This is a genomic window from Bradyrhizobium sp., assembly GCF_016219575.1.
Taxonomy (GTDB): Bacteria; Pseudomonadota; Alphaproteobacteria; order Rhizobiales; family Xanthobacteraceae; genus Bradyrhizobium.
Genome location: NZ_JACRMG010000028.1, coordinates 20833 through 44609, shown reverse-complemented (window position 1 = coordinate 44609; position 23777 = coordinate 20833). Strand labels below are relative to the sequence as shown.

Genomic DNA, 23777 nt, shown 5'->3' with positions numbered 1-23777 from the left:
GAATGAACCTCGGAGTTCAGGGATCGATTTGAAAGGCCGAGATCCGGTCGATCTCGAATGCGACGGTCTCAGGCGAGTCGGCTGCGACAAACCCGACCCCGACGAAATATTTTGCGCCCATCGCCAGATTGACGATCATGTACATCGGTGCGACGAAGCTGACGGGCGCCTTGATGTCGGCGACCGGCTTGCGGTCGATGAAATAGGTGATGCGATCGGGTTGCCACAGCACGCCATAGTCGTGGAAGGCGGTGACGGCATCGGGCACGACGAAGTCAAAGCCGCAGCTGTGCACCTTCTGGGTTTCGAAAATTCGCCAATGCGTGGTCATCACCACGTCGCCCGGACGCTGGCCGCGGCCTTCCATCACGTCGATCTCGGGCGGCCAGCCGCCGTCGTCGGCGAGCATCCAGAACGCTGGCCATACCGCGACGCCGGCAGGAATCTTGGCGCGGATTTCGAAGTAGCCGTATTTCTGCGCGAACGAGCCCTGCGTCGTCAGGATTCCCGAGATGTATTCGTTGTTGAACAGCACGTCACGCAACTCGGGCGGCGTGCGCATGGCGACGATGGACATCACCCCGTCCTTCACCCTGAAGGGATCGAGCCCGAGCGGCCTGGCGCCGCGACCGGCATAGCGCGGATCGACATAGATCTGCTGCTCGCCGTTCCAGGCGGTCTTGCGTTTGAAGTCGGAGCCGTCGCCGCCCCAATAGCGCGCCTCCGGCCAGGCGGCGCCGCCGGCGTAGTGCGGCGTCCATTTTCCCCTCGACAGCGGATGCTCGTCGAAATCGTCATGAAAGGTGCGGTGCAGGGAAAGCGCCGATAGCGGCGTGCTCGCCTTGTCGATGCGCCGGCATCGCTCGTCTGCGGGATCGCTTGCCACCATCAGCGAGAGCTGCGTCGGCGCGAGCCGCTGCATCTCCTGCGCCATTGCGGCCGGCGACAGCATGAGGGCGGCGATGATCGGCAATACGCGCGGCGTCAAACTGTCCCTCGCTCACCCGATACTGATTGGCCGGGCGCATTTAACCGTTAGGCGCATCTGCGGGCAAGAAACGTCGACGAACATGTGATCGGACGCTGCGGCGTTGCGGGCTGCATCGGGGCGAAAACGTGATAGACGGAACCCGGATCAACCGAAGCAAGCCCGCGATGAACCCCGACATGACCCGACGTACCCTGCTGCAGATGGCCGGCGCCTCTTCGCTAGCCGCCGCCGCTTCCGCTGCCGCTCGCGCCGAAGGCAGCGCCGGCGGCGGGCCGACTTTCGCCAACCGCACCCCGATGCGGGTCGGCATGGTGACCTTGCGGGTGCGCAAGCTCGACCCCGTGGCCGACTTCTATCGCGACGTGATCGGCCTTGCCGTAATGGAGCGCAGCGCGACGGCCGCGACCCTCGGGGCGGGCGGCGTGAAGCTTCTTGTGCTCGAGGCGCGTCCCGATGCCGCGGAAGAGTCGAAGCGCGCGGCCGGCCTCTATCATACCGCCTTCCTGATGCCGACGCGCAAGGATCTGGCGCGCTGGCTGGTGCATGCGGCGATCCATCGCGTGCCGCTGTCCGGCTTTGCCGATCACCGCGTCAGCGAATCCGTCTATCTCGACGATCCCGAGGGCAACGGCATAGAGGTCTATGCCGATCGCGATCCCGCGCTGTGGCAGTGGAATGCCGGCACGGTGACCATGGGCACCGACCAACTCGACATCGACGATCTGGTTTCGCTCACCGACACCAAGGTCAGCGATTATGCGAAAGCGCCGGACGGAATGCGCATCGGCCACATGCATCTGCGCGTCGGCGATCTCGCGCAGGCGGGCCTCTTCTACCGCAACACCATCGGCTTCGATCCGACACGGGAGCGCCAGGGCGCCGCGTTCCTCTCCTCCGGCCGCTATCACCACCATCTCGGCCTAAACGTCTGGCAGAGCGCCGGTGCCGGCCGCCGCGACGACAAGGCCACGGGGCTCGCCTGGTTCTCGCTGGAAATCGAGAAGCCCGATTTGTTTGCTGCTCAGGAAGAGCGGTTGCGCAACGCGGGTGCCGAAGTCGTGGCCGTCACGGGCGGCATCGAAGTCAGCGACCCCTGGGGCACGAGGGTGCGGCTGATCGGGTTGTAATTCCCTGTTTTTCAATGGCTTGGGCCAGGTTCCGGGCTGTGTGACCTTTTGCACATAAGCCGCCGGAACAATCGCATAGGGTTCCTGTCAGGCGGATCGAACGACCGTTTTCCCAATTCCCATCCCGTCTATGGGGTTTCATTCACAGGGGCTTCCAATGAAAAAGATTGCCTTGATGCTTGTCGCTGCCGCCACCATTGCGGCTTCCGTTTCTGCACCCGCCGAAGCGCGCGGCGTGCGCGTGGTTCGTCCGGCTGCCGCTGTGGCTGCGGCGACTGCTGCTGCAATTGCCGCCGACGCTTACTTCTACGGCGGTTACTACGCTGCTCCCGGCGTCGTCTATTATGGCGGCCCCGGCTACTACGGCTATCCGGCCGTTCGTTATGGCTGGTGATGCCCATGATGGCCCGGAGTTCCTGGCTCCGGGCCATCTTGCCGTGAGGCGCGTTTGACCTGTTCACGCGCGACGATCTAGAATCGCGTCGTCATGACCGACTTCCACGGCGTCTTCCCCTACCTCGTCTCCCCCATCGATCCCCAAGGCCAGATCAGCACCAAAGTGCTGGAGAAGCTTTGCGACGATCTCATCATAGCCGGCGTGCACGGGCTGACCCCGCTCGGCTCAACCGGCGAATTCGCCTATCTCAACGCGGCGCAGCGCACGGCGGTGGTCGAGACCACCATTGCGGCGGCCAAACGGCGCGTGCCCGTGATTGCCGGTGTCGTCTCGACCTCGACGGCGGATGCGGTGGCGCAGGCGAAGGCGTACCAGAAGCTCGGCGCCGACGGCATCCTCGCCATCCTCGAAGCGTATTTCCCGCTGCCGGACGGCGGCGTCGAAGCCTATTTCCGCGCCATTGCGGATGCCGTCGACATCCCGGTCGTGATCTACACCAATCCGCAATTCCAGCGCTCGGACCTGACGCTCGACGTCATCGAGCGGCTGGCCGCACATCCCCGCATCGGCTACATCAAGGACGCCTCCACCAATACCGGCCGGCTGCTCTCGATCATCAACCGCTGCGGCGACAACATCCGGGTGTTTTCCGCCTCCGCCCATATCCCCGCCGCTGTCATGCTGATCGGCGGCCTCGGCTGGATGGCAGGCCCGGCCTGCATCATCCCGCGGCAGAGCGTCGCGCTCTACGAGCTCTGCAAGGCCAAGCGCTGGGACGAGGCGATGGTTCTGCAGCGAAAGCTGTGGCGGGTCAACGAAGCCTTCGCGCGATTCAACCTCGCCGCCTGCATCAAGGCGGGCCTTGCGATCCAGGGCTACGATGTCGGCGACCCCGTGCCGCCGCAGGCGCCGCTCACCGCCGAGCAGCGCAAGATCGTGGAAACCGTGCTGCGCGAGGTGAATTGATTCATCAACGGCCTGCCCCACCAGAGACACGACTTTCCTGAGAGCGAACACGATTGTCCCGGCGGCGCACACGCTGCACAGATGACATGCAGCTTTGTGCCCGGCATCGGTTGTTTCGCAGGAAAAATCCGCTAAAACCCCGTCGCTAACGAAAAGACTCGAAGGACAATCGAATGAACATTCTTCCCGGCAATCTACGTTTTGGCGCGGGCAAGCCGATCAAGCGTCTGGAAGACCAGCGGCTGCTCACCGGGAAGGGAGCTTTCATCGACGACAAGCCGGATGACGGCGCGCTCTGGCTCTATCTGCTGCGCTCGCCGCATGCGCACGCGAAGATCGTCTCGATCGATACAGCCGAGGCGGCGAAGCTGCCCGGCGTGACGGCGATCTATACCGGCGCCGATCTCGTCAGGGACAACATCGGCACGCTGCCGACGCTGGACATTTTCAAGCGGCCGGACGGCTCGGCCATGACGGTGCCGCCGCGCCGGCTGCTGGCGCATGAAGTGGTGCGCTTCGCGGGCGAGGCCGTCGCTGCCGTCGTGGCGAAGTCGCGGCTGGAGGCGCAGACCGCGGCCGAGGCGATCTCGGTCGATTACGAGGTGCTGCCGTCGGTGGTCGATCCCGTGGAGGCGACAAAGCCCGGCGCGCCCGTGGTGTGGCCGCAGGCGCCCGACAATATCGTCGCGGCGATGAGCTATGGCGATGCGGCCAAGGTCGAGGAAGTTTTCTCGAAGGCCGCGCATACCGTCTCGCTCGAAATCGTCAGCCAGCGGCTGGTGCCCTCGGCCATGGAGCCGCGCTCGACCATTGCGGAGGTCGAGAAGGGAACCGGAAGGCTCTTGCTGCACACGCAGTCGCAGACGCCGGGCTCGACCCGCGACCTGCTGGCCGGCGCGATCCTCAAGCGTCCGCCGGACAGCGTGCGAGTGCTGGTCGGCGATATCGGCGGCGGCTTCGGCCAGAAGACCAGCATCTATCCGGAAGACGGCATCGTCGCCTATGCCGCGGTCAAGCTGAACAGGAAGATCCGCTGGCGCGGCGACCGCACCGACGAATTTCTGGGCGGCACCCATGGCCGCGACCTCACCTCGACCGGCGAGTTCGCGCTCGATGCCAAGGGCCGGGTGCTGGCCTATCGCGTGCGTTCGATCGGCGCGACCGGGGCCTATTCGTCGGGCACCGGCAACATCATTCCGCTGGTGCTCGGCCCGTTCGTGCAGAGCGGCGTCTACGATCTCCCGCTGGTGCATTACGAGGTCAAGACGGTCATGACCCACACCGCGCCGGTCGGCGCCTATCGCGGCGCGGGTCGGCCGGAGGGAGTGTTCATCGTCGAGCGGCTGATGGATGCGGCGGCGCGCCAGATCGGCATGGACCCGCGGACCATCCGTAAGGCGAACTACATCAAGCCGGCGCAGCTGCCCTACACCAATGCCGTCGGCCAAGTGTACGATTCCGGTGCCTTCGCGCACATGCTCACGCGCGCCACTGAACTCGCCGACTGGGACGGCTTTGCCGCGCGCAAGCGCGCCGCCAAAAAGCGCGGCATGCTCTATGGCCGCGGGCTGACGTCGTACATCGAATGGACCGGCGGCCGCGCGCATAACGAAAAGGTCAGCCTGCATGCGACCGGCGAAGGCCGCGTCATCCTGCATTCCGGCACCATGGCGATGGGGCAGGGGCTGCAGACCACCTACAGCCAGATGGTGTCGGACGCGCTCGGCATTCCCCTCGACAGGATCGACGTGATGCAGGGTGACACGGATCTGGCCACTGGCTTCGGCAGCGTCGGCTCGCGCTCGCTGTTCGTCGGCGGCACGGCGGTCGCGGTCTCCAGCGCTGACATGATCACCAAGGCGCGCGAGAAGGCCGCGAACCTGCTGGAGGCTTCCGTCGGGGACATCGAGTATCGCGACGGCTGGCTCACGGTGGTCGGCACCGACAGGCGCATCAACCTGTTCGAGATCGCCAAGAAGGAAGGCACCGGAAAGCTCTCCGTCGACAGCGAGGGCGAGGTCGACGGGCCGAGCTGGCCCAACGGCACGCATATCTGCGAGGTCGAGATCGATCCGGAGACGGGCGTGACGAAAGTCGTCCGCTACACCACGGTCGACGACGTCGGCGTCGCCGTCAATCCGATGCTGGTCACGGGCCAGGTGCATGGCGGCGTCGCGCAGGGCATCGGACAGGCGCTGTATGAAGGCGTCGCCTACAGCGAGGAAGGCCAGCTGCTCACCGCGAGCTACCAGGACTATTGCCTGCCGCGCGCCGACGACATTCCGCCGATCGCGGTGACGCTCGATCCCTCCGCGCCGTGCAAGACCAATCCGCTCGGCGCCAAGGGTTGCGGCGAATCCGGCGCCATCGGCGGCCCGCCCTGCATCACCAACGGCGTGATGGACGCGCTGTCGGAACTCGGCATCAAGCAGCTCAACACGCCGCTGACGCCGGCCAAGATCTGGCAGGCAATCCGGGACGCGAAGGGGGCGGCTGCCTAGCCGTCATTCCGGGGCGTGCGCAGCATCGAACCCGGAATCTCGCGCCACAACTTCGAGGTTCCGGGTTCAGCGCTCCGCGCTGCCCCGGAACGACAGCACTCAAATCCCCAGCACCATCTTGGCGATGATCTCGCGCTGGATTTCCGACGAGCCGCCGAAGATCGTCCAGGCACGGCCGTTGAGGAATTCCGGGACCACCGTCAGCATCTCCTCTGGCACCGGCGGCTCGTGGTTGAGCCGGTAGAGCGGGCGCACCGGCTCGACGGCGAGGCCGTCATGACCGATGACGTCGACGCCGAGCCGCGTCACAGCCTGGCGGATTTCGCTGTTGCGCAGCTTGAGGATCGACGACACCGCGCCGGGATTTTGCCCGGTCTGCAGCGCAGAGAGCACGCGCAGCTCGGTCATTTCCAGCGCATCGATGTCGACCTCGACCTCCGACATGCGCAGCGAAATGTCGGGATCGTCGATCGCCCGGCCGGTGACGTCGGATTCCGCAAGGTCGGAAATCGTGCGCAGCGCCTCGCGCAGCTTGGCCGAGGCGATGCCGGCGCCGCGCTCGAACTCCAGCAGATATTTGCCGTAGGTCCAGCCCTTGCCTTCTTCGCCGACGCGGTTGGCGACGGGCACCCGCACGTCGTCGAAGAACACCTGGTTCACCTCGTGATCGCCGCCGATGGTGAGGATCGGCCGCGTCGTGATGCCCGGCGTCTTCATGTCGATCAGGATGAAGCTGATGCCGTCCTGCTGCCGCTCGGTCTCGTTGGTGCGCACCAGCGCGAACATGCGGTTGGCGTGATGGGCGTGCGTGGTCCAGATCTTGGTGCCGTTGATGATGTAGTCGTCGCCGTCGCGCACCGCGCGCGTCTTCAGCGACGCCAGGTCGGAACCCGATCCCGGTTCGGAATAGCCCTGGCACCAATAGTCCTCGCCGGACAGGATGCGCGGCAGGTAGAAATTCTTCTGCTCGGGCGAGCCGAACCCGATGATCACGGGACCGACCATCTTGACGCCCATCACGTTGACATTGGGCACGCCGGCACGGGCGCATTCGGCCTCGAAGATCCAACGCTGCGCCGGCGTCCAGTCCGGGCCGCCATGTTGCACCGGCCAGCCCGGTGCGCCCCAGCCTCTCTTGTGCAGCACGCGCTGCCAGGCCATGCCGATATCGGGATCGGAGAACACCGACGGCGTCAGCGCGGTGGCGCGCTTCATCTCCGGCGTCAGGTTGGCGGCGATGAAGTCGCGGACTTCCTTTTCGAAGGCGCGCTCTTCGGCGCTGAATGTAAGGTCCATGGTGCGCCTCCCTTAGCCCTGAGCCCGCCCGCCGAGCACGGCGTGGCGTCGGTAATGATGAGCGCTGCCGCCGAACAGCGTGTCGAAGGCGAGCAGCCGCTTGAAATAGAGCCCGATGTCGAGCTCCTCGGTGACGCCCATGGCGCCATGCAACTGCACAGACTGCTCGGCGACAAAGCGTGCGCAATTGCCGATCTTGGCCTTGGCGCCGGAGGCGGCGCGGCCGCGCGCTACCGGCTCCGCATCCGCCATCAGCGCGGCGCGCAGCGCCATCGATCGCGCCTCGTCGCATTGCATCGCCATGTCGGCGAGGCGATGCCGGATCACCTGGTTGGCCGAAAGCGGCCGGCCGAACTGCTTCCTGATCTTGGTGTATTCCAGCGTGGTGTCGAGAAGGGTCTGCATGATGCCGACGGCTTCGGAGCCGAGGGCGGCCATGGCGCGATCGGTCACCGCCTCGATTGCGGGCAGCGCGTCACTGCCGTCGCCGAGCAGCGCATCGGCCGGCAGCTGCACGTCGCGGAGGTCGAGGCTGCACGCGTGGCCGCCGCCGAGCCGCGGATAATCGCGCAAGGTCATTCCCGGCGCTCCCGCGGGCACCAGGAAGAGACATAGCTTGCCTGAAGAGCCGTTGGCGCTGACGAGCCGCGCGGAGACGATGATCTGGTCTGCGGCCTGGCCGTCGAGCACCGCGATCTTGTGGCCGCTCAGCCGGAAACCGTTCGGGGTTTTCGCGGCCGTTGTCTCGACCTTGTCGAGATCGAAGCGCGCGGCGCGTTCGGCATGCGCGAAGGCGAGATAGAGCGAGCCGTCGGCGACTTTCGGCAACAGCGCCTGCTTCTGCGCCTCGCTGCCGCTGGTTCCGATCAGCCCCGCACCGATCACGACCGTGGAGAGATAGGGCTCTGACACCAGCCCGCGCCCGAACGCCTCCATCAATATTCCGATCTCGATCGCGCCGCCGCCGAGGCCGCCATATTCTTCCGCAATCGGCAACGCCAGCCAGCCCAGTTCGGCGAACTGCTTCCAGGTCGCGGCGCTGAAGCCGTTGGGCTCGGCCGCCGCCTTGCGACGGTGATCGGCGGTGCAGGTCTCGCCGACAAAACGGTCGGCGCTTTCGCGCAGCAGGCGCTGCTCGTCGCTGAGGGTGAGGTCCATCTTACAACTTCGCTGTGGAGGGTTTTCGCACGGAAGGATGCAGGCCCGAAGGGTCCACCACCATTCCGAATTCCTGGAGGTTATGCGCGTGACAGAGCTGATGCAGCGCAAAGGCCTGCTCGATGGCGGCCGGCTGGCCCATCACGTCGACCGAGCGGTTGACCGCTTCCTTGGTCAGCTTCAGCGCAAAGGCAGGTTTGGCCGCGATCCGCTCGGCGAGCTTCAGCACGAAGGATGAAAGCTCGCCCCGCGGCACGACGTGATTGACCATGCCGAGCCGGTGGGCTTCCTCCGCGCTCCAGACGTCGGCGGTGAACAGCAGCTCCTTGGCCTTGCGCGGGCCGAGCTCCCAAGGATGCACGAACCATTCGACGCCGCAAACGCCCATGGTCACCACGGGATCGCAGAATTCGGCGTCATGGCTCGCGACAATGAGGTCGCAGGCCCAGGCCAGCATCAGGCCGCCGGCGATGCACTTGCCGTGCACTTCTGCGATCGTGGGCTTGGCCAGGTTGCGCCAGCGCCTTGTGATCTGCAGATATATTTCCTGCTCGCGCGCGAAGCGGCCGTGTGCGTTCGGCTCGGCGAAGCCGCCCCAATTTCCGACCGGTGGAAAATCGACGCCGGCGGCGTTCTTGCCGCCGGGGCGCAGGTCATGGCCGGAAGAGAAATGCGGGCCGTTGCCGGCAAGGATGATGACCTTGACCGCGTCGTCCTGCACCGCGCGGTCGAACGCCGTGTTGAGGTCGTAGGTCATCTGCAGATTCTGCGCGTTGCGCGCCTCGGGCCGGTTCATCACGATCCGCGCAATGCGCGGGTCGGGCCGTTCCACGACGATCGTCTCGTACTCCATGGCGCCCTCGCGTTTCCTCATTTTGTTGCCCGCCATGTTGTTATTTCGGCGAGTGGTAGGCAAGGGGCGAGCAATGCAAATCGGAGGCAGCGTCATTCCGGGGCGCGCCTATTGGCGCGAGCCCGGAATCCATACTCACGATGGTGGTTATGGATTCCGGGCTCACGCTTCGCGTGCCCCGGAATGACACGGAGAAACTTGCCCACGCGATGAACCTGTTCTGCTACCCTGCGACAAATCATGCCGGGAGTACAAAATGCGCAAATTCCTCACCGTTCTGGCGACGCTGTCCTGCCTCAGCCTGACCAATTGCGGCTACAACGCCATCCAGATCAACGACGAGCAGGTCAAGTCGGGCTGGTCGGAAGTGGTCAACCAGTACCAGCGCCGCGCCGATCTGGTGCCGAACCTCGTCAATTCCGTGAAGGGTTTTGCGCAGCAGGAAAAGGACGTCCTGCTCGGGGTCACCAATGCGCGCGCCAAAGTCGGCAGCATCCAGGCCACGCCCGAAGTGCTGAACGATCCCGCCGCGTTCCAGAAATTCACGCAGGCGCAAGGCGAGCTCTCCAGCGCGCTGTCGCGGCTCTTGGTCGTCACCGAAAACTATCCGCAGCTGAAATCGGATGCGCTGTTCAAGGACCTGATGTCCCAGCTGGAGGGCACCGAGAACCGCATCACGGTGGCGCGCAACCGCTACATCAAGGCGGTGCAGGAATACAATGTCGGCATCCGCACCTTTCCGAACAATCTGACCGCCATGCTGTTCGGCTACAAGGAGAAGCCGAACTTCTCGGTGGCGAACGAGAAGGAAATATCGGTCGCGCCGAAGGTGGACTTCAGTCCGACGCCGGCTCCTTCCAAGTGAGTGACCGAGACGAAGGCCTGAGATGAGGGCGCTACGGGCCGTTGTGCTGACACTGCTCGTGAGCTGGGCACTTCCGGCGCTTGCGCTGGTTGCAGTGCCGCAGCTCACGGGCCGCGTGGTCGACCGGACCGGCACGCTGTCGAGCGGCGATGTCGCGCAGATCACGCAAGCACTCGCCGATCTCGAGCGACGCAAGGGCAGCCAGATCGCGGTCCTGATCGTGCCGACCACCGACGGCGAGGCGATCGAGCCGTTTTCGCTGCGCGTGGCGGAAGCCTGGAAAATCGGCCGCAAGAAGGTCGACGACGGGGCGCTGCTCGTCGTCGCCAAGAACGACCGCCGCCTCCGCATCGAGGTCGGTTACGGCCTTGAAGGCGTGCTGACCGACGTCGCCACCAAGCGCATCATCGATGAGATGATCACGCCGAAGTTCAGGAGCGGCGATTTTGCCGGTGGAATTTCCGACGGCGTCAACCGCATGATCGGCCTCGTCAACGGCGAGAAGCTGCCGGAGCCCGAGCCGCCGCACTGGGACCGTCCGGCCTGGTTCGGCAACATCGATGCGTTCAATCCCTTCCTGCTCTTCGTCGTTTACGTCGTCAGCGGCATGCTGCGCAGCGCGCTGGGGCGGTTGCTCGGTTCGGCGGCATCCGGCGTCTTCGTCGCGGCGCTGGCCTGGTTCCTGTGGGGCAGTATCGGCGCAGCGCTCGCTGCCGGCGTGTTCGTGTTCCTGATTGTGGTGTTCATCGACATCATGCCGTCGGGCAGGAGCAGCAGTGGCGGCGGCTGGTCGGGCGGCAGCAGCAGTAGCGGCGGCTGGAGCAGCGGCAGCAGTTCCAGTTCGAGCGGCGGCTTCAGCGGCGGCGGCGGCAGTTTTGGCGGCGGCGGCGCATCGGGGAGCTGGTAGCATGGGCATCAGGCGCATCGGCAGGCATCTCCTCGAGCATCGCTGGCGTGAGCGGCGCATCTTTCCGCCAAAGGTGCTTGCGCGCATCGAGCAGGCGATCAAGGCGGGCGAGGCCAGCCATTCCGGCCAGATCCGCTTTGTCGTGGAGGGTGCGCTCGACGGCAGGCCGCTGTTCCGCGATCAGCCCGCGCGCGAGCGCGCGATCGACGTCTTTTCGCAGCTGCGGATCTGGGACACCGAGCACAATAACGGCGTGCTGATCTATCTGCTGCTTGCCGACCGCGACGTCGAGATCGTCGCCGACCGCGGCATCAACGCGAAGGTCGGTGCCACGGGGTGGGAGAAGATCTGCGCCGCCATGGAAAAGGATTTCCGTGCCGGCCTGTTCGAACACGGCGTCATCGAGGGCATCCAGGAAGTCTCGCGGCTGATGGCGCAGCATTTCCCAAAGCGGCCCGGTACCCCCAACGAACTGCCCGACGCGCCGGTGGTGTTGTAGTGTCAGGCCATGCGACGCTTTGCGTGCGGTCGCGGTTTCGGTCTAGGCTAGGCTCCAATCAAGCAAGAAGAGCCAAGGGAGAATGCCGATGAATCGCCGCGAACTGTTGAAGGTTGCCGCCGCGTTGCCGCTGGCGCCTGCCGCGTTCTCCGCCAGCACCTTCGCACAAGGCGCGGCCTATCCCACCCGCAACATCACCATGATCGTGCCGTTTCCGGCCGGCGGACAGGCTGACCTGGCGGCGCGGCCGGTGGCGCTGGCGATGGAAAAGATCCTCGGCAGGCCCGTGATCGTCGACAACCGCGCCGGCGGTGGCGGCGGCTCGGTCGGCAATGCGGCTGCGGCGCGCGCCGAGCCGGACGGCTATACGCTGCTGATGACGCTGTCCTCGCTGGCGGTGCTGCCGGAGGCCGACCGGCTGTTCGACCGCCCGGTGGCCTACGAGATGTCGCAATTCGCGCCGATTGCGCGGGTGCTCGCCGATCCGACGCTGCTTGCGGTGCCGGCGTCTGCGCCCTGGAAGACGCTGCAGGACTTCGTCGATGACGCCAAGGCGAGGCCCGGGCAAATCCCCTACGGCTCCTCCGGCCCCTACGGTACGCTGCACATCGCGATGGAGATGTTCGCCGCCAGCGCCGGCATCAAGCTGCTGCATGTGCCGTTCCGCGGCGCAGGCCCTGCGCTGACGGCGCTGCTCGGCGGCACCGTGCAGGCGCTGGCCTCGGCGCCGGGCGTGCTGAAGCAGCAGGTCGATGACGGCAGGCTGCGGGTGCTGGCGAACTGGGGCGCCGAGCGCATCAAGAGCTTTCCGAACCTGCCGACCTTCAGGGAACTCGGCTACAAGGACGTCGAGTTCTACATCTGGGCCGGGCTGTTTGCGCAGGCCGCGCTTCCTGCGCCGATCATGGCGCAGTTGCGCAAGGCGGTGGGCGAGGCCGTGAAGGCGCCGGAAGTGGTGAAGACATTCGAGACCGCCGGCAGTCCGGTTGCCTATCTCGATGCGCCGGAGTTCGCGAAATTCGTCGCCGATGACAGCGCGCGGCTGATCGCGGCGGTGAAGAAGATCGGCAAGGTGGAGTAGGATACCGGAAGCGCCGTCCTTACGCCGTCACCGGCGCCTGGCAGACGTCCACCCATTCCGCCGATGTCAGCTCCGCCATCCGCTGCGGCGCGATTCGCACTGCGCTGTGGGTGGAACCGGCCGCCGGCACCACCACGTCGAAGGCTTTCAGCGACACGTCGCAATAGACCGGCAGCGGCGATTTCAGGCCGAACGGGCAGACGCCGCCGACCTCGTGGCCGGTGATATCGGCGACCTCCTCGAGTCCGAGCATTTTCGGTTTGCCGCCGAAGGCCGCCTTCACCTTCTTGTTGTCCATGCGCGCGGTGCCGCTGGCGACGATCAGGACCACGCGATCGCCGATGCGCAGCGACAGCGTCTTGGCGATCCGGCCGGGCTCGACGCCATAAGCCTCTGCCGCAAGCGGCACGGTCGCCGAGCTCGTCTCCGATTCGATCACAGTGATTTCCGGCGCCTTCTCCGCGAAGAAGGCACGGACCGATTCGATGCTCATGTTGCTATGACTTTCTGGAGATCAGGGCCGGCAATTCCGAGAGCGAGCGGATGCGATAGTCGGGTGCGAAGCCGAGCTCGTCCATCTGGGTGCGGATCGCCTTGAACATGGTTGATGGTGGCAGCGTGTCGCTTTCCAGGCACGCCAGCGCCATCGCCTCCGGCGTGACGCGCTCGATCCAGGCGACGTTGAGCCCGAACGATTTGGCGCCGCAGGCGTCCCAGGGATTGGAGGAGATGAACAGGACTTCGGCCGGCGGAATCTTCAGGACGGTCTCGATCAGCGCATAGGCATCGGGGCTCGGCTTGAAGATCCGGTTCGTATCGACGCTGATAACGGCGTCGATGATCGGGCGCAGGCCGCTGTTGCGCACCAACGCGTTGAGCATGTCGGGACTGCCGTTGGAGAGGATCGCAAGCTTCTTCTCCGCCATCGCCTCCAGCGCCAGCATGGCGTCGGGATAAAGATCGAGGTGCAGGTATTTTTCCATGATGCGCGCGAACGACGCATCGTCATATTCCAGCCCGAGGCATTTCAGCGTGTAGGTGAGGGCGTCGCGCGTCACCGCGGCGAAGTCCCGGTATTGCCGCATCAGGGAGCGCAGCCAGGTGTATTCCAGCTGCTTGATGCGCCAGACCTGGGTGATGATTTCGCCGTAGCCCGGGAAGATCTCCTCGGTGATATCGGCGACCGATTGCACGTCATACAGCGTGCCATAGGCATCGAACACGATGGCTTTGATGGTCACGGTTGCTTCTCTTTGCTGCCGATCGTCGCATACAGGAATTTCTTCAGCGCGTCGATGGAGCTCTCCAGCGCAGCCTGGTTGAACTCGAGGCGATGGCCGAGCAGTTGCCGCGGGGTGACGAATTCGGGGATGTCAAAATCGTGAAAGGCGCCGGGATGCACGATCAGTTCGATCGGAACGCCCTTGCCCTTCTCGCGCGAGATTCCCCAATCGTCGCGGCCTTCGGCCAGATTGCGGCACTCCCGCGCCGGCGTCCAGTCGTCGAGCTCGCCGACCATGATCAGGGTCGGCACCGTCATGTCGTCCTTGAAGCCGAGGCAGGGCGGGTAGAAGCCGACGGCCGCGCGGAATTTATCCTTCGCGTTGCGCTCGATGCTGCCGCGCTCGACCGAGAGCAGCGCGAGCCAGGCGCCTTGCGAGAAGCCGATCACGGCGATGCGCTCGGGATCGACCGCGGGGTGGTGCTTGAGGAAACTCAGCGCGCGGTAGGCGTCGTACGCAGTAGCGGGCGGCGCGCCGCCGGTGCAGGCCGACTGGATGCCGCGCGTTCCAAAGCGGTCGACGGTCAAGGTCACGTAACCCCAGGCCGACAGTCGCGGCCCCCAGCGCGCGTCGAGCCCGCGCCAGCCACCGCCGCAGCCATGCAGCAGCACGACGGCAGGTGAGGGGCCGCTGCCCGGCAGGCGCAGGAAGCCGTGGAGCGGTTGCGGCGAGGCGACGGGACTTTCGAACTCGACCGGAATCGGCGGCGCATCGGCCGCCGCGGCAACGCTGATACCCGCGCCGGCGATGGAGAGCGCGGCGAGGACGGCGGCTGATCTGGCGAAGGCTCGCATGGATCACCTCGCGAGTGATCCCCCGAGTATACTCCGCTAGATGCCCAAAATCTTCCGTGCGTTGGCCTTCATCACCTTGGGCCGGATCTCCTCGCGGATGTCGAGCTTGGCGAAATCCGACAGCCAGCGGTCCGGCGTGATGACAGGCCAGTCCGAGCCGAACAGCATCTTGTCCTGCAGGATCGAGTTGATGTAGCGCACCAGGATCGGCGGGAAATACTTCGGCGACCAGCCGGAGAGGTCGATATAGACGTTCGGCTTGTGGGTCGCGACCGACAGCGCCTCTTCCTGCCAGGGGAAGGAGGGATGGGCGAGGATGATCTTCAGATCCGGGAAATCGGCGGCGACGTCGTCCATGTACATCGGGTTGGAATATTTCAGCCGCATGCCCATGCCGCCGGGCATGCCGCTGCCGACGCCGGTCTGCCCGGTGTGGAACAGCGCGATCGCGCCGCCGTCATTGATCGCCTCGTAGAGCGGGTAGGCCATGCGGTCGTTGGCGTAGAAGCCCTGCATGGTCGGATGGAATTTGAAGCCGCGGACGCCGTATTCCTCGATCAGCTTCCTCGCCTCGCGCACGCCGAGCTTGCCCTTGTGCGGATCGATGCTGACGAAGGGGATCAGCACATCGAGATGATCGGAGGCGACCTCCAGCATCTCGTAATTGTTGTAGCGGCGGAAACCGGTCTCGCGCTCGGCATCGACAGGGAAGATCACGGCCGCGATGTTTTTCGCGCGATAATAGGCCGCGGTCTCTGGCACGGTCGGCGGATGCTTGTTTGGGGAACCGAAATATTCCGCCATCCGCGCCTGGAAGTCGTCATAGCCGTCGTCGGCATGACAGCCGCAGGGCTCTTCCGCATGGGTGTGGATGTCGATGGCGACGACTTTCTCGATGTCGGGCAGCTTCAGCTTGGGCATGGTTTCCTCTGGCCGCGCAGGCGCACGGGCGGCTTGATTTTGGGTTCCGGAAAATTGATTATACTATATAACAAATTTCGCAAGGCGGCATATCACCGCAAAAACGGGAGGACGGCATGGCCCAGGCGCAAGCCTTCGAGACCGATTTCTGGAAGGACGCCAATCTGCGCAAGGTCTGGGACGAGATCGTCCCCGGCGCGCCGCGCAAGACCATCCCCTATACGCTGACCAAAGAGGCGATCGAACTCTATTGCCGCTCGGTCGGCGAGACCCATCCGGTCTATTTCGACGAAGCCTACGCCAGGACCACCCGCCATGGCGGCCTGATCGCGCCGCCCTCGATCCATATCCTCCTGATGTTCTCCTGCACGCCGGCGGACGACTGGATGCGCTCGCCCGGCACGGTCAATGCGGGGCAGTCCTGGAGCTACAACATCCCGGCGCGGCCCAATGACGTCATCCGGCTTGAGGCCCGCGCGCTCGACAAGTTCATCAAGCGCGAAAGGTTGTTCGTCGTTCACGACAACGTCTTCTTCAACCAGCACGGCGACGTAATCTGTTCCGGCCGCGGCTGGACGATTCGGCCGATGTGAGGGGGAGAGCGCGATGACGACGACGTTCGACAGCCTTTCCGCCGGCGACTTGATCGACGGACCGCAATTTGCGGTGACGCGGGAATCCATCCGCCTGTTCTGCGACGCCTCGCTCGACTACAACCCGCTGCATCTCGACGACGAGTACATGAAGGGGAGTTTCGGCAAGACCCATTTCGGCGGGATCATCATGCACGGCATGAACAATTTCGGCCTCATCTCGCGCATGATCACCGACTGGGCCTATCCCGCCGGAGCCGTGCACCGCAGGCTCGAGACCCGCTGGGTCAAGCCGGTGAAGCCGGGCGACCTGATCCAGCCCTCGGGAATCATCAAGGCCAAGCAGGCCACCGCAAAATCCCGCTGGGTGCTGATCGATGTGGTCGTGAAGAACCAGCACGGCGAGAAGGTCGCCAGCGGGGAGGCCATGGTCGAATTCCCGATGGACCTGTTTTGCCAGTGATCAATCCGGCCGTCATTCCGGGGCGCGACCGAAGGGAGCGAACCCGGAATCTCGAGATTCCGGGTTCGATGCTTCGCATCGCCCCGGAATGACTGGGATTTTTCCTGGTTCAGCAGACCCAAATGCCCCCGGAAAAGGCCCGTTTCGGTTGACATTTGGCCGGGATGCCTTAGAAACCGCCCCGTTCCCGGGCGGTTTGCCGCCGGGCAAAACCCCAATTCGCCGGTTGGCACCCAATCAGGTTCAGGCGCGAGCCGCGGCCTTTGAACGTTACTATCAGGATTGTCCCATGAAGGTCCGTAACTCGCTGAAATCGCTGCGCGGCCGCCATCGCGCCAACCGCCTGGTCCGCCGCAAGGGCCGGGTCTATGTGATCAACAAGGTCCAGCGCCGCTTCAAGGCCCGCCAGGGCTGATCCGGGGCTGACCTGAGGCTGGCTGAGCCGCCTTTCGGCCTCTCTTTTCACTTCGGTTTGAGGATCGCGCTGCTTTGCAGCGCGATTTTTCGCGTTTAGACTTGCGCCATGGGTTTGAGATTCTTGGGTTTGAGATTCCCTCGGCTTGGCCACACCGGCGCAGCGATCCTCGTCGCCGCGATTCTGGCTGCGCTGCCCGCGACCTCTTTCGCACAAGCCGACCCCCGGGTGGTTCCGCCCAAGGATTCCAGGAAGAAGCTTCCGGAGGCGCCCGCCAAGCTGCCGAAGGTCGGCGCCGACCGCACCAAGGGGCTCGACTTCCTGTTCGGCGCGCTGAAGGCCGCGCCCGACGAAGCCAGCGCCAAGCATGTCGAGGCGCGGATCTGGGCGATGTGGATGCAGACGCCGAGCGATACCGCTGCGCTTCTGATGTCGCGCGCCAAGACGGCGATGGATGCCCAGAAGATGGACATCGCGCTGAAGCTGCTGGACTCCGTGGTCAAGCTGCGGCCGGACTACACCGAAGCCTGGAACCGCCGCGCGACGCTCTATTACCTGAAGAACGACTACGTTCATTCCATGCAGGACATCCAGCAGGTGCTGATTCGCGAGCCCCGCCATTTCGGCGCGCTCGTCGGGCTCGGCATGATCATGAATGACCTTGGCGACGAGAAGCGCGCGCTGGAGGCGTTCCGCCGGGCGCTGGCCGTCAATCCACACCTGGAGAAGGTGCCCGACATGGTCAAGTCGCTGACCGAAAAGGTCGAAGGCCGCGATATCTAGTGGCGTCGCGTTAACCACCGCATGCGATGGACATTTTGCGGACTGGCAGGTCCGCCGCCCGCGCGCGACTTATATCGCGGGGTCCATGCAAGGGAGCACGACCATGAAATCCCTGCTGCTCGCCGGCGTCATGTCGGTCGCGTTCGCAACAGCTTCTCATGCCCAGAACTACTGGGTGGCCGGTGACCGCAACACCGGCAAATGCAACATCCTCACCAGCCAGCCGGTGACCTTTGGGCTGCCCGCCTATGCCGGCAGCGGCAGCGAGTACAGCACCTCGTTCACCTCAGGGCCGTACAAGTCGATGGACGACGCGAAGCTCGCGCGTTCCACCATCAGTGCATGCCCGCCGACGCCGGAACCGGCCGACGAGAAGAAGGACGAGTGACGCCTGAGCATGGTCCCGACGATTTTCGGGAAGGAACATGCTTCAGTCAGAGCGTTTTCAAGCGAAGTGGACACCGGTTCGCGCGAAGAAAACGCGTCAAATCAAGAATCTGGAGCTTCGGTTCTGATCCAATCAGAACCGAAAATGCTCCAGTTCAGTGCAGCGCCTGGTTGCCGCGCTGGGCGAGCCCGCCGGGCGAGACGACGGCATAGAGCTGTGCCAGTTCCGCTTCCAGCTGCTCGTTGACGAGCAAGAGTGCCCTCAGCGCCCCCCGCAGGTCGCCGTTGCAGGTAGCCACGATCTTGTCGATGGCTGCTTCGTTCAGGGTACGCATTGAAATCCCTCCGCTTATTCGCTTTACGCTTGGCCGTCCCCCCGGTTCCTGTGCATTGCGGGGAAAGACCGGACAGACGACCTGTCTCTTCGGGTGGGGCCGCCACGTGGCGAAAATGCCGCCGAAAAACCTAAGCACCGGGTAATTACGGGGATGTGAACCCGCTATCCACAGGGGCGGAGGCTTGTGGAAAACTCGACCCTCCGCAGCGAAACCCGGGTGCGTCATGCTCGTAGCTTTTCCGTGCCCCAACCCGTCCGGATCCTCTCGATGTTCTTGCTGATCGTGCTGGCAGCGCTGGCCACCCTGGCGCTGGTCACGTGGACCGGCGCCGTGCTCGCCGAGCGCGCGCACCCGGCGCAGGGGGAAATGGTCGAGGTCGAAGGCGCCACGCTGCATGTCGTCGAACTCGGGCCGCGCGGCGCCACCCCGATCGTGATGCTGCATGGCGCGAGCTCCAATCTGGAAGTGATGCGCCCGCTCGCCGAACGGCTGGCGCAGGATCACCGCGTGATCCTGGTGGATCGTCCCGGCCATGGCTGGAGCACGCGCGCGAGTTTTTCCGATTCCACGCCCGAGCCGCAGGCCCGCATGATCTCGCAGGCGCTGGACAAGCTCGGCATAGGCAGCGCGGTCGTCGTCGCGCATTCATGGAGCGGGGCACTGGCCCTGCGACTTGCGCTCGACCATCCCGAGCGCGTCGCCGGTCTCGTGATGCTGGCGCCGGTCGCCTATCCGTGGCCCGGCGGCGTCAGCCAGTACAATTACGCCGTCACGGCGCCGGTGATCGGCCCGCTGCTGGCGCACACCGTCATGCTGCCGCTAGGGCTCCTGCTCGCCGAGTCCGGTTCGCGCAGCGTGTTCGCGCCGCAGCCGATGCCGGAGAGCTTCATCAAGGACAGTGCGACGCGGCTGTTGCTGCGGCCGCGCGAATTCGTCGCCAACGCTTGGGACCTGGTGACGCTGCGCGCGGCAATGGCCGAGCAGGCGCCGCGCTATGCAGACATCGCCGTGCCGGTCACCATCATAGCCGGCGACGTCGACAAGACGGTCTCCACCCACATCCACTCGCAGCCGCTCGCCAGGACGGCGCAAAACGCCAGGCTGATCGTGCTCAACGGCGTCGGTCACATGATCCAGTACGCCGCGCCAGACCTGGTGGTCTCCGAGATCGAGGCGATGGTCCGAGGTCTCGCCCCGACCAGCGCGGCCGCCGCGGCGAACTAATTCACCGCTCGACGAAGGCGCGCTGCAGCTGGTCGGTGATCGGCTTGAACAGATAGCTCAGCATGGTGCGGCTGCCGGTCTGCATGAAGACTTCTGCCGGCATGCCGGAGACGAGCTGCAATCCGGCGAGCCGCCGCCGCTCTTCCTCCGGAAGCGTCACGCGGACGGTGAAATAGCTGCCATTGCTCTGCTGGTCGCGGCTGATGTCGGCGGAGACGTAGGATACGACGCCCGCGACTTCCGGCGTGACGCGCTGGTTGAACGCCGGAAAGCGCGTGAACGCCTTCTGCCCCAGGCGCACCTGGTCGATGTCGGCCGGCTGCAGCCTTGCCTCGATCTGCAGATCGTCCGCATCGGGCACCACTTCCATGACGGTGTCGCCGGCGCGGATCACGCCGCCGATGGTGTGCACGTTGAGCTGGTGGACGATGCCCGAAGCGGGCGCGCGCAGCTCGATGCGATCGAGCAGGTCGCGCGCGGCGACGCTGCGCTCCGCAAGCTCCGCCTCCTTGCCCCTGACCTCGCCGAGTTCCTTGACCACGTCGGTGCGAAAATCCTGGTCGATGCGCACGCTCTGCAGCTGCGCCTCGCTGATCTTGGCTTTGGTCTCGGCGATCGCCGAGGTCAGTTGCCCGCGCTCGCCCTCGATGCGGGCGGCCTCGCGCTGCAGCGCCGTCAACCGCGGCAACGGCACGAGGCGCTTGTCGTACAGGTCCTGCACGCCGGTCAGCTCGCCCGCGATCAGCTCGAGCTGCCTGGCTTTCGAGCCGACCTGGGCCTCGAGCCCCGCGATCTCCTCGTTGAGCTGCGCGATGCGGTTGCGCAGGAGTCCCTTCTGGCTGTCGCGCGCGCTGGCGCGCGCCTGGAACAGCGTCGCTTCGGCGGAGAGCAGGTTTTTCACCGCGCTCTCGCCGATTCGCGGCGCGAGCTCTTCGGGCAGGTCGGGCCGAGCCAGCCCGTCGCGTTCCGCAACGAGCCGGGCGCTGCGGGCACGGAACTCGTCGAGCTGCTTGGTCAGCACCTGCAGGCTCGCCTGGGCCTGGGTCGCGTCGAGCCGCAGCAGGAGATCGCCGGCCTTGACCCGCATGCCGTTGCGCACCGGAATTTCAGCCACCACGCCGCCGGCCGGATGCTGGATCGCCTTGACGTTGGACTGCACAACGAGATTGCCGGGTACCACCACTGCGCCGGCGAGCGGCATCAGCGTGGCCCAGCCGCCGACAAGCACGGCGGCTGCGATCAGCACGCGCAGCCCGACCTTCAGTTCGCGGGCAAAGTTGCGTCCCGTCGCCGAGGCCAGATTGTCGCCTTCTCCGGCCGGCTCTTCCGGCGCGAGCAGGAAGGCGACGCCGCTGCGGCATTGCGCGATCAGTTGGCCGAAGCGCGTGTCAGGCGGGCGCGGGGCCTCGAGGCGCGGTTGATCCTGCTCCCTGGCCGTCGCTTCGACAGGCACCGGCGGCGGCTTCGGGCTGGAAATCTCCGGTCCGGGTCTCGAAAAATCCATCGCGACCGGGGCAACCAGCGTGACGGGTTTGCGTTTTCGCTGCGGTGGTGCGGCGCGCGGCGGCGGTGTAGTTGGAGGCTGCTGCATGCGTGAGGCGGCCGGCGCGCCTGCGTTCAGTCCCAGCTGTTCGAGGCATACCTCGATGACGCGGCCCATTCCACGCTTCTTGCGCGGCCGCCACTGCGCGCGGCGGCGCGGGGCGCCGGCGGGCCCGGCGTCATTCAGTGGCGGACGGCGCTGCGGCGGCACTTCCGCCTCATTCCAGTTGTCGCGCTCGAATGCCTGGCGCAGGCGCTGCAGCTCCAGGATCAGCGCTTCGCCTTGCGGGCCGACGTCGCGCGGCGGCTCGCGGCGCGGACGTTCCAGCACATCGTCATGAGCTTCGTCGTGGGCTTTGTCTCGGGCTTCGCGTCGATGGTTCATGATGCAGCTCCCTCGAACGCGGCGGCACGGCGTGCGACCGCTGGCGCGGCGGCAGCCTGCCGCTCGGCGATCTGCCGGCTGGCGTTGCTCACGCGCGCAAACACCTCGTCGCGGCGGCCGAAGGCGATCGCCTTGCCTTCGTAGAGCACCAGCGCCATGTCGAGCGCGGCGAGCGCGCTCGGCCGGTGCGAGATCACGATGACGATGCTTCCGGCGGCGCGCAGCGCCTGGATCGCACGGGTCAGCGCCTGCTCGCCCTCGGTGTCGAGATTGGCGTTGGGCTCGTCGAGCACGACCAGGAAGGGATCGCCGAACACGGCGCGCGCGAGCCCGACGCGTTGGCGCTGCCCAGCCGAGAGCGACATGCCGCCCGCGCCGATCCGCGTCGCATAGCCGTCGGGCAGGCGCAGGATCATGTCGTGCACGCCCGCGACCCGCGCCGCCTTCAGGATCGCGTCCGAGGTTGCGGTTTCGTCGAAGCGGCAGATGTTCTCCGCCACCGTGCCGTCGAACAGCGCGACATCCTGCGGCAGGTAGCCGATATAGCGGCCGAGATCGGCGTTGCGCCACTGGTCGAGCGCGCCGCCATCGAGCCTCACCACGCCGGATGCCGCCTGCCAGATCCCGACCAGCGCCTTGGAGAGGGAGGTCTTGCCGGAGGCGCTGGCCCCCAACAGCGCGAGCCCCATTCCGGCGGACAGTGCAAACGACACGTTGCTGACGATCGGCCTCTCCATGCCGGGGGCGACGACCGAGAGATTCTGTACCGACAGCTCGCGGCTCGGCCGCGGCAGCTCGACCGGCGGCGCAGCCGGCGGCGCGGTCGCCTTGCAGATCTCGCGCAACCGCTTGATGCCCTGCCGTGCCGCAACGAGCTGCTTCCAGGTGCCCAGCGCCACCTCGACCGGTGCGAGCGCGCGCCCCATCATGATGGAGGAGGCGATCATCACGCCGCCGGAGGCCTTGTCGGCCACGACGAGCCAGGCGCCCAGCCCCAGCATGCCGGACTGCAACACGTAGCGCAGCACCTTGGCGCCCGATCCGAGATTGGCAGAGACGTCGCTGGCGCGGATGTTTTCCCGCAGGTAGCGCTCGTTGGCGCGCGACCACCGCGCCGTGAAACGGTCGAGCATGCCGAGCGCGCGGATCACCTCGGCATTGCGCTGCGTCGTATCGGCGAGCACCTGCCGCTGCGCGCTGAGATCCATCGCCGTCTTGGCCGCGCCGCGCGACAGGCGCTCGGAAAGCAGCGTCATTGCGATGATCGCGACCGTGCCGGCGAGTGCGGTGAAGCCGATCAAGGGATGGAACAAGAACAGCGCGATCAGGAAGATCGGAATCCAGGGCATGTCGAGGAAGGCGGTCGGGCCCATGCCGGACATGAAGGCGCGGATCTGGTCGAGGTCGCGCAACGGCTGCTGCATCAGCATCGGCTTGGCGCCGCGCAGCGGCAGCGTGGCGAGCGCGGTGTGGATATGCTCCTGCAGGCCGGCGTCGAACAGCGTCGCCACCCGGCACAGCATCCGCGAGCGCAGCGCGTCGAAATAACCCTGCAACAGGTACGCACACAGCACCATCAGCGAGAGCCCGATCAGCGTCGCGACATTGCGGCTCGGGATCACTCGGTCATAGACCTGCAGCATGTAGAGCGAGCCCGACAGCATCAGCACGTTGACGACGCCGCTGAACACGGCGATCCCCGCCATCCGGCGCGCGCTTTCCTGCAGCCGCGCGGCGACCGGATCGTCCGGAGCCGGCAGGCTTGCAGCGCCTGCGGGCGGGCGAGCGTGATTGTACGCGGAACTCATATCCATGCCTTCTGCGCCCCGATCGTCGATATCGGCTTGCTAGGAACCCAAGCCGACCATTTTCCGGCGGCAATGCGACGCCGGCCATGTCGATGATTGGAGAAACGGCGGCGTAGTGGAGGCACGGCGCGCCTGTCACCGATTGGTCAGGCTATCACCTTGCTTGTGCACGCAATGACCCGCGTGTCGTCCGAAAGACG

General features: G+C 65.6%; 25 protein-coding genes. 14 read left to right on the top strand and 11 right to left on the bottom strand.

Annotation, left to right across the window (positions count from 1 at the left end; all coding sequences use genetic code 11):
• Window positions 1-16: 16 nt before the first annotated feature.
• Window positions 17-952: a glycoside hydrolase family 16 protein gene (locus HZB49_RS21845; RefSeq protein WP_291615328.1), complete on the bottom strand. Its 936-nt coding sequence runs from the start codon at window positions 950-952 to the stop codon at window positions 17-19.
• Between the two features lie 203 nt (window positions 953-1155).
• Here HZB49_RS21845 and HZB49_RS21840 point away from each other — a divergent pair, with 203 nt between their 5' ends.
• From HZB49_RS21840 to HZB49_RS21825, 4 genes are all read left to right on the top strand, one after another.
• On the top strand, window positions 1156-2118 hold the full coding sequence (locus HZB49_RS21840; RefSeq protein ID WP_291615154.1) for a VOC family protein: 963 nt from the start codon (window positions 1156-1158) through the stop codon (window positions 2116-2118).
• A 157-nt stretch (window positions 2119-2275) separates the two neighbouring features.
• The gene (locus HZB49_RS21835; protein ID WP_291615152.1) at window positions 2276-2512 is read left to right on the top strand and encodes a hypothetical protein; all 237 of its coding nucleotides are present in this window, start codon (window positions 2276-2278) and stop codon (window positions 2510-2512) included.
• 93 nt (window positions 2513-2605) lie between these two features.
• Complete coding sequence (locus HZB49_RS21830; protein WP_291615150.1) at window positions 2606-3481, top strand: dihydrodipicolinate synthase family protein; 876 nt, start codon at window positions 2606-2608, stop codon at window positions 3479-3481.
• Between the two features lie 173 nt (window positions 3482-3654).
• Window positions 3655-5982: a xanthine dehydrogenase family protein molybdopterin-binding subunit gene (locus HZB49_RS21825; protein WP_291615148.1), complete on the top strand. Its 2328-nt coding sequence runs from the start codon at window positions 3655-3657 to the stop codon at window positions 5980-5982.
• A 99-nt stretch (window positions 5983-6081) separates the two neighbouring features.
• Here the strand turns inward: HZB49_RS21825 and HZB49_RS21820 are convergent, their stop codons facing one another.
• From HZB49_RS21820 to HZB49_RS21810, 3 genes are read right to left on the bottom strand one after another with little or no spacing between them, the layout of a single operon-like run.
• Window positions 6082-7278: an acyl-CoA dehydrogenase family protein gene (locus HZB49_RS21820; protein WP_291615146.1), complete on the bottom strand. Its 1197-nt coding sequence runs from the start codon at window positions 7276-7278 to the stop codon at window positions 6082-6084.
• A gap of 12 nt (window positions 7279-7290) precedes the next feature.
• Window positions 7291-8436: an acyl-CoA dehydrogenase gene (locus HZB49_RS21815; protein WP_291615143.1), complete on the bottom strand. Its 1146-nt coding sequence runs from the start codon at window positions 8434-8436 to the stop codon at window positions 7291-7293.
• 1 nt (window position 8437) lies between these two features.
• The gene (locus HZB49_RS21810; RefSeq protein ID WP_291615142.1) at window positions 8438-9325 is read right to left on the bottom strand and encodes an enoyl-CoA hydratase; all 888 of its coding nucleotides are present in this window, start codon (window positions 9323-9325) and stop codon (window positions 8438-8440) included.
• Between the two features lie 220 nt (window positions 9326-9545).
• On the opposite strand from HZB49_RS21810, the gene HZB49_RS21805 reads away from it, so the two are divergent.
• The 4 genes from HZB49_RS21805 to HZB49_RS21790 all read left to right on the top strand — a co-directional run bounded on the left by HZB49_RS21805 (window position 9546) and on the right by HZB49_RS21790 (window position 12641).
• Window positions 9546-10154 carry a LemA family protein gene (locus HZB49_RS21805; RefSeq protein ID WP_291615140.1) on the top strand — a complete coding sequence of 203 codons (609 nt, stop codon included), beginning with the start codon at window positions 9546-9548 and terminating at the stop codon, window positions 10152-10154.
• A 22-nt stretch (window positions 10155-10176) separates the two neighbouring features.
• Window positions 10177-11061, top strand: coding sequence for a YgcG family protein (locus tag HZB49_RS21800; RefSeq protein ID WP_291615138.1), 885 nt, complete (start codon window positions 10177-10179; stop codon window positions 11059-11061).
• 1 nt (window position 11062) lies between these two features.
• Complete coding sequence (locus HZB49_RS21795; protein WP_291615136.1) at window positions 11063-11560, top strand: TPM domain-containing protein; 498 nt, start codon at window positions 11063-11065, stop codon at window positions 11558-11560.
• A gap of 88 nt (window positions 11561-11648) precedes the next feature.
• A complete protein-coding gene (locus HZB49_RS21790; RefSeq protein WP_291615134.1) occupies window positions 11649-12641 on the top strand; it encodes a tripartite tricarboxylate transporter substrate binding protein in 993 nt (330 codons plus the stop codon).
• 19 nt (window positions 12642-12660) lie between these two features.
• Here the strand turns inward: HZB49_RS21790 and HZB49_RS21785 are convergent, their stop codons facing one another.
• From HZB49_RS21785 to HZB49_RS21770, 4 genes are read right to left on the bottom strand one after another with little or no spacing between them, the layout of a single operon-like run.
• Window positions 12661-13134: a YbaK/EbsC family protein gene (locus HZB49_RS21785; RefSeq protein ID WP_291615132.1), complete on the bottom strand. Its 474-nt coding sequence runs from the start codon at window positions 13132-13134 to the stop codon at window positions 12661-12663.
• A 4-nt stretch (window positions 13135-13138) separates the two neighbouring features.
• Window positions 13139-13882 (bottom strand): haloacid dehalogenase type II, encoded by a 744-nt coding sequence (locus tag HZB49_RS21780; RefSeq protein ID WP_291615130.1) that lies wholly within the window; start codon window positions 13880-13882, stop codon window positions 13139-13141.
• Window positions 13879-14718 carry a dienelactone hydrolase family protein gene (locus HZB49_RS21775; RefSeq protein ID WP_291615128.1) on the bottom strand — a complete coding sequence of 280 codons (840 nt, stop codon included), beginning with the start codon at window positions 14716-14718 and terminating at the stop codon, window positions 13879-13881. Before HZB49_RS21775 ends, HZB49_RS21780 begins: the two co-directional genes overlap by 4 nt.
• 36 nt (window positions 14719-14754) lie before the next feature.
• Window positions 14755-15639, bottom strand: coding sequence for an amidohydrolase family protein (locus tag HZB49_RS21770; RefSeq protein ID WP_291615126.1), 885 nt, complete (start codon window positions 15637-15639; stop codon window positions 14755-14757).
• A 116-nt stretch (window positions 15640-15755) separates the two neighbouring features.
• Here HZB49_RS21770 and HZB49_RS21765 point away from each other — a divergent pair, with 116 nt between their 5' ends.
• The 5 genes from HZB49_RS21765 to HZB49_RS21745 all read left to right on the top strand — a co-directional run bounded on the left by HZB49_RS21765 (window position 15756) and on the right by HZB49_RS21745 (window position 18281).
• Window positions 15756-16232: a MaoC family dehydratase N-terminal domain-containing protein gene (locus tag HZB49_RS21765; protein WP_291615124.1), complete on the top strand. Its 477-nt coding sequence runs from the start codon at window positions 15756-15758 to the stop codon at window positions 16230-16232.
• A gap of 13 nt (window positions 16233-16245) precedes the next feature.
• Complete coding sequence (locus tag HZB49_RS21760) at window positions 16246-16695, top strand: MaoC family dehydratase (RefSeq protein ID WP_291615122.1); 450 nt, start codon at window positions 16246-16248, stop codon at window positions 16693-16695.
• 289 nt (window positions 16696-16984) lie between these two features.
• Window positions 16985-17110 carry a type B 50S ribosomal protein L36 gene (ykgO, locus tag HZB49_RS21755; RefSeq protein WP_006611362.1) on the top strand — a complete coding sequence of 42 codons (126 nt, stop codon included), beginning with the start codon at window positions 16985-16987 and terminating at the stop codon, window positions 17108-17110.
• A gap of 108 nt (window positions 17111-17218) precedes the next feature.
• A complete protein-coding gene (locus tag HZB49_RS21750) occupies window positions 17219-17893 on the top strand; it encodes a tetratricopeptide repeat protein (protein WP_291615120.1) in 675 nt (224 codons plus the stop codon).
• A gap of 103 nt (window positions 17894-17996) precedes the next feature.
• Window positions 17997-18281 (top strand): hypothetical protein, encoded by a 285-nt coding sequence (locus HZB49_RS21745; RefSeq protein WP_291615118.1) that lies wholly within the window; start codon window positions 17997-17999, stop codon window positions 18279-18281.
• Window positions 18282-18435: 154 nt separating this feature from the next.
• Here the strand turns inward: HZB49_RS21745 and HZB49_RS21740 are convergent, their stop codons facing one another.
• Window positions 18436-18621, bottom strand: a complete 186-nt coding sequence (locus tag HZB49_RS21740; RefSeq protein ID WP_291615326.1) for a hypothetical protein — start codon at window positions 18619-18621, stop codon at window positions 18436-18438.
• Between the two features lie 264 nt (window positions 18622-18885).
• Here HZB49_RS21740 and HZB49_RS21735 point away from each other — a divergent pair, with 264 nt between their 5' ends.
• Window positions 18886-19842 carry an alpha/beta hydrolase gene (locus HZB49_RS21735; protein WP_291615116.1) on the top strand — a complete coding sequence of 319 codons (957 nt, stop codon included), beginning with the start codon at window positions 18886-18888 and terminating at the stop codon, window positions 19840-19842.
• Between the two features lies 1 nt (window position 19843).
• Here HZB49_RS21735 and HZB49_RS21730 read toward each other — a convergent pair whose 3' ends face one another.
• The gene (locus tag HZB49_RS21730) at window positions 19844-21769 is read right to left on the bottom strand and encodes an HlyD family type I secretion periplasmic adaptor subunit (RefSeq protein WP_291615114.1); all 1926 of its coding nucleotides are present in this window, start codon (window positions 21767-21769) and stop codon (window positions 19844-19846) included.
• The gene (locus tag HZB49_RS21725; protein WP_291615112.1) at window positions 21766-23577 is read right to left on the bottom strand and encodes a type I secretion system permease/ATPase; all 1812 of its coding nucleotides are present in this window, start codon (window positions 23575-23577) and stop codon (window positions 21766-21768) included. The genes HZB49_RS21730 and HZB49_RS21725 overlap by 4 nt, the downstream gene beginning before the upstream one ends.
• Window positions 23578-23777: the final 200 nt, after the last annotated feature.

Coding starts and splice junctions, on each gene's coding strand:
- HZB49_RS21845 (WP_291615328.1), bottom strand. CDS start 952: ATGCTGTCGCCGGCCGCAATGGCGCAGGAGATGCAGCGGCTCGCGCCG.
- HZB49_RS21840 (WP_291615154.1), top strand. CDS start 1,156: ATGAACCCCGACATGACCCGACGTACCCTGCTGCAGATGGCCGGCGCC.
- HZB49_RS21835 (WP_291615152.1), top strand. CDS start 2,276: ATGAAAAAGATTGCCTTGATGCTTGTCGCTGCCGCCACCATTGCGGCT.
- HZB49_RS21830 (WP_291615150.1), top strand. CDS start 2,606: ATGACCGACTTCCACGGCGTCTTCCCCTACCTCGTCTCCCCCATCGAT.
- HZB49_RS21825 (WP_291615148.1), top strand. CDS start 3,655: ATGAACATTCTTCCCGGCAATCTACGTTTTGGCGCGGGCAAGCCGATC.
- HZB49_RS21820 (WP_291615146.1), bottom strand. CDS start 7,278: ATGGACCTTACATTCAGCGCCGAAGAGCGCGCCTTCGAAAAGGAAGTC.
- HZB49_RS21815 (WP_291615143.1), bottom strand. CDS start 8,436: ATGGACCTCACCCTCAGCGACGAGCAGCGCCTGCTGCGCGAAAGCGCC.
- HZB49_RS21810 (WP_291615142.1), bottom strand. CDS start 9,325: ATGGCGGGCAACAAAATGAGGAAACGCGAGGGCGCCATGGAGTACGAG.
- HZB49_RS21805 (WP_291615140.1), top strand. CDS start 9,546: ATGCGCAAATTCCTCACCGTTCTGGCGACGCTGTCCTGCCTCAGCCTG.
- HZB49_RS21800 (WP_291615138.1), top strand. CDS start 10,177: ATGAGGGCGCTACGGGCCGTTGTGCTGACACTGCTCGTGAGCTGGGCA.
- HZB49_RS21795 (WP_291615136.1), top strand. CDS start 11,063: ATGGGCATCAGGCGCATCGGCAGGCATCTCCTCGAGCATCGCTGGCGT.
- HZB49_RS21790 (WP_291615134.1), top strand. CDS start 11,649: ATGAATCGCCGCGAACTGTTGAAGGTTGCCGCCGCGTTGCCGCTGGCG.
- HZB49_RS21785 (WP_291615132.1), bottom strand. CDS start 13,134: ATGAGCATCGAATCGGTCCGTGCCTTCTTCGCGGAGAAGGCGCCGGAA.
- HZB49_RS21775 (WP_291615128.1), bottom strand. CDS start 14,718: ATGCGAGCCTTCGCCAGATCAGCCGCCGTCCTCGCCGCGCTCTCCATC.
- HZB49_RS21770 (WP_291615126.1), bottom strand. CDS start 15,639: ATGCCCAAGCTGAAGCTGCCCGACATCGAGAAAGTCGTCGCCATCGAC.
- HZB49_RS21765 (WP_291615124.1), top strand. CDS start 15,756: ATGGCCCAGGCGCAAGCCTTCGAGACCGATTTCTGGAAGGACGCCAAT.
- HZB49_RS21760 (WP_291615122.1), top strand. CDS start 16,246: ATGACGACGACGTTCGACAGCCTTTCCGCCGGCGACTTGATCGACGGA.
- ykgO (WP_006611362.1), top strand. CDS start 16,985: ATGAAGGTCCGTAACTCGCTGAAATCGCTGCGCGGCCGCCATCGCGCC.
- HZB49_RS21750 (WP_291615120.1), top strand. CDS start 17,219: ATGGGTTTGAGATTCTTGGGTTTGAGATTCCCTCGGCTTGGCCACACC.
- HZB49_RS21745 (WP_291615118.1), top strand. CDS start 17,997: ATGAAATCCCTGCTGCTCGCCGGCGTCATGTCGGTCGCGTTCGCAACA.
- HZB49_RS21735 (WP_291615116.1), top strand. CDS start 18,886: ATGTTCTTGCTGATCGTGCTGGCAGCGCTGGCCACCCTGGCGCTGGTC.
- HZB49_RS21730 (WP_291615114.1), bottom strand. CDS start 21,769: ATGAACCATCGACGCGAAGCCCGAGACAAAGCCCACGACGAAGCTCAT.
- HZB49_RS21725 (WP_291615112.1), bottom strand. CDS start 23,577: ATGAGTTCCGCGTACAATCACGCTCGCCCGCCCGCAGGCGCTGCAAGC.